Origin of the sequence: Salinibacterium sp., assembly GCF_031364185.1 — a bacterium.
Lineage (GTDB): Bacteria > Actinomycetota > Actinomycetes > Actinomycetales > Microbacteriaceae > Rhodoglobus.
Window position 1 is genome coordinate 1 of record NZ_JANLVV010000062.1, and the last position, 3,838, is coordinate 3,838.

General features: G+C 64.8%; 3 protein-coding genes and 1 pseudogene. 3 read left to right on the forward strand and 1 reads right to left on the reverse strand.

The window, feature by feature from the left end:
* Positions 1 to 181 (forward strand): annotated as a pseudogene (locus RMN95_RS03185) (hypothetical protein); the annotation flags it as partial.
* 190 nt (positions 182 to 371) lie between these two features.
* Here RMN95_RS03185 and RMN95_RS03190 read toward each other — a convergent pair.
* Complete coding sequence (locus RMN95_RS03190) at positions 372 to 1,916, reverse strand: aldehyde dehydrogenase family protein (protein ID WP_309615516.1); 1,545 nt, start codon at positions 1,914 to 1,916, stop codon at positions 372 to 374.
* Positions 1,917 to 2,373: 457 nt separating this feature from the next.
* On the opposite strand from RMN95_RS03190, the gene ychF reads away from it, so the two are divergent.
* Positions 2,374 to 3,447, forward strand: coding sequence for a redox-regulated ATPase YchF (ychF, locus tag RMN95_RS03195; RefSeq protein WP_309615517.1), 1,074 nt, complete (start codon positions 2,374 to 2,376; stop codon positions 3,445 to 3,447).
* A 68-nt stretch (positions 3,448 to 3,515) separates the two neighbouring features.
* Positions 3,516 to 3,838, forward strand: a 323-nt coding sequence (locus tag RMN95_RS03200; RefSeq protein ID WP_309615518.1) for an SDR family NAD(P)-dependent oxidoreductase, incomplete at its 3' end; no start/stop codon positions are given.

A 3,838-nucleotide genomic window follows, 5' to 3' on the forward strand; every position in this document is an offset into this window, starting at 1 on the left:
TCGTGCGCTCGTCGCATCCCGAAGCCATTTCATCATTCAGGATGCTGCCGAGCAGCACCGTGTGCTCGCCGCGCTCGATGCCATGCTCGACGCACACCCCCAGACAGCCGGGCTCGAGCAGATACCGGTGCCGTACCGCACGCTGTGCTTCCGCGTCACGCTCGCGGCAACCGCTGTCTGACCTGTTCGCCTCACCGTGCCCTCCTTGCGCTCGATGCCTACCGTGCCCTCCGTGCGCGCCGAGACCGCGCAGAGTGTTGCTACAACCCGCGGCGTAGGCACAATTTGAGCACTCTCGGCGGCCGACGCTCCGCGGCGCAGCTCGTGGCGACGCAGGACATTGGCTCCTCCGGCGCGACGGCCGCGAGTCGCTAGCCGTCCAGCGTGTCCGGGTATCGCGATCCGTCCGCAAAATTGCCGTAGAGCGCCCGGTCGCCGTCGGTGACGGAGTCGACCAGCAGATCTCCTCCCACAAACGCGCCGCGCCACGACGCCCCTCTGCCACCGAACACCTCCTCGCGGTCGCCACGAGAGCGCGGTCGGTTGATGCCGAACTTGAACGACTGCACCTCCTCGCGCACCCGCGCGGCGAAGGCCGCGTCGTCGGTGGCGACGGACGACACGAGACTGCCGTTGGAGACATTCATCGCCGCAATGAATTCCGCTTCCGTGTCGACGAGCACGATCGAATCAATAGGCCCGAAAGGTTCAGAGTGGTGCAGCGACCACGCGCGGGGAGGTTCGAGCACGCAAGCGGGGGCGACGTAGGCGGCGAGATCCTGACCGGGAAGGAACTTTCCCTTTGAAAGATCCCCGTGATACAGCGGCACTCCGCCCATCGTGATCGCCTCGTTGTATTGGCCCCGCAATTCACTCGCTTTGGTCTTCTGGATGACGGGTCCGAACTCGAGATCGGGCAGGTCGTCGCCTGCATCCTCCACCGCGAATGGATGCCCGAACCTCACGTTGCCGATGACCGAGAGGTACATCTGCAGAAAGTCAGGGAACAGCCGCCGCTGCACGACGTACCGGGGGTAGGCGGTGCAACGCTGTTTCGCGTACTCGAATCCTTTGCGCAACAGTGGAGCAAGGTCATCCCACTGAGAAAAGTCCCAGACGCCCCAGGCGTTCAACCCTTCCTGTTCGAGGATGTGGCGTTTGCCGAAGTTGGCCAGAGTCACGGCCGCCGCTCGCCCATTTGACCGTCCGCCGACGAAGGCAAGGGCGCCGAGATCGGGCGAAGAGATGAGTGCATCGCCGAGCTCGCTACCTACGCCGGAGACCAGCGTGACCGGGAGCCCCGCCCGGGCCATCATCGCGTGCGCCAACGTGAGCGCATGGAATCCGCCCTGGGATGGCGTCTTGGCGATGACGGCATTGCCGGCCAAAAGCTGCACCAGTTCGGCATGCACCAGCACGCTCAGTGGATAGTTCCACGAGGCGATGTTGGAAACCGGGCCAGGCAGCGGCCGTCGCCCCTCCATCTGGCGCTCGATGTTCGAGATGTACCACTCCACGCCTTCGACACACCGGTCAATGTCGGCGCAGGCGATCTTCCAGGGTTTTCCGATTTCCCACATCAGCAGCAGCGCGATCGCATCCCGGCTGTCGCGAAGACCATCGAGTGCCGCCGAGACCCGAGCGATTCGCTCGTCGAGTGGAACAACAGCCCATTCTCGATGCTGGCCAACAGCATCGGCCACCGCCTCGACAGCCGCATCGTGGTCGATGCGCGGCGGCCCGGGGATGGGTGCCTGGTCGACCGGGTTCACGTGCTCACCGGGCTGGCCCACGGCCTTCCACTCGCCGCCGATGAAATTGCTGAAACGATCGATATCGAACGCTTCCGGCGCCAGTGCCCTCGCTCTGGCCGCAACCGTATTCCATTCAGTTCCGGGTTTGAGGATGAGCGTCATTGCTGGTCCGATCGACGGGGGTGCCCCCGGTGCAGAGGGATTGCGTCATCCTAGTTGGCCGAGCCGGGTAGATCTCCAGCTTCCGATCCCGACCTGGCGCCCGCGTCGCCGTCCGATCCTGCACACCGCGCGCCGCATTGGCCTCCGCGCGTCTCGCACCATGCTCCTTGGGCCCCGACTGGTCCTGCGCATCCATCGAATGTGCGCAAAATGTTGCTACGCCCCGCAGCGTAGGCACAGTTTGCGCACTCTTGACGGTCAGGGCCGCCCGGGCGGTGCCCGTTGCCTCGCTCCGGGCCCCAGCACCCGCGCCGGTGAACAGCTCAGGCTGGCGGCCGGGGCCGCGAGGCGCAGTCCCGGGCTCCACCCGGCTCGCCAGCCTGACCTAACAACTGACCGGTGCACCACGTGATCGATCGACGTCGACACGATAACAGCCCGGGTACTCTTAACCCTCGTGGCTCTCACTATCGCAATCGTCGGTCTTCCCAACGTCGGCAAGTCGACGCTCTTCAACGCTCTCACCAAGAACCAGGTGCTGGCGGCGAACTATCCGTTCGCCACCATTGAGCCAAACGTCGGTGTGGTGAGCCTGCCAGACAAGCGACTCAACGTCCTCGCCGAGATCTTCTCGAGCGAGCGCATCCTGCCGGCTCCGGTCTCGTTCGTCGACATCGCGGGGATCGTGAAGGGAGCCTCCGTGGGCGAGGGTCTCGGCAATAAGTTTCTCGCCAACATCCGCGAGGCCGACGCGATCGCCCAGGTCATCCGCGGGTTTGCCGACCCCGACGTCATCCACGTCGATGGCAAGGTCGATGCCGCCTCCGACATGGAGACCATCAATACCGAGCTGATCCTCGCCGATCTGCAGACCCTCGAGAAGGCCATCACCCGGTACGAGAAAGAGGTCAAGACGAAGCGGGCTGAGCCGATCGTGCTCGAGACGGCGCTTGCCGCGCAGAAGGTGCTGAACGAGGGCAACCCGCTGTCGTCATCCGGAATCGACACCGAGCCGATTCGCGAACTCGGCCTGCTGACCACGAAACCCTTCATCTACGTCTTCAACATCGACGAGGCTGTGCTGCAGGATGCCTCGGCTCTCGCCACCCTGGCGGCTCTCGTCGCACCGGCCAAGGCCATCTTCCTCGACGCCAAACTCGAATCAGAACTCATCGATCTCGACGAGGCGGACGCGGCTGAACTCCTCGCCTCGACGGGCCAGGACGAAAGCGGACTCGACCAGCTCGCCCGCATCGGCTTCGACACCCTCGGACTGCAGACCTACCTGACCGCCGGGCCGAAAGAGTCGCGCGCCTGGACGATCGGCAAGGGCTGGAAGGCCCCGCAGGCCGCGGGCGTCATCCATACCGATTTCGAGAAGGGCTTCATCAAGGCCGAGGTTATCGGATTCGCCGACCTGGTCGAGACCGGCTCGATCGCCGAGGCCCGCGCCAAAGGTAAGGCCCGCATCGAGGGCAAGGACTACGTCATGCAGGATGGCGACGTGGTGGAGTTCCGCTTCAACAACTGACGCGCCTCGCGCCCCTTCGAGAGAGGGCACACTGGAATGACCACGACGTCATCGATCGAAGGAGAAACATGCCCGTTATCGCCATAATCGGAGCCGGACCCGGACTTGGCGCGGCGGTTGCCCGCAGGTTCGGGCATGAAGGATTTTCGGTCGCCCTGATCTCGCGTGACCAGTCGAAGCTCGACGCCATGGCCGCCGAGCTCGAAGCGATCGGGGTGACCGCCCGCGGTTTTGCCGCTGACGTTCTGGTGCCTGGGCAACTTGAGGATGCGCTTGCGCGTGCCGCGGCGGAGCTGGGCCCGATCACGGTGCTGCAGTACAGCCCGCTTCCGTCGCGCGACTACCTGAAGCCGGTGCTCGACCTGACTCCGGAGCTGGCGCTCGAGGCGCT

What these genes read in the sequence shown, in the direction of transcription:
- RMN95_RS03190 (WP_309615516.1), bottom strand. Translation starts at nt 1,916, where the DNA reads ATGACGCTCATCCTCAAACCCGGAACTGAATGGAATACGGTTGCGGCC.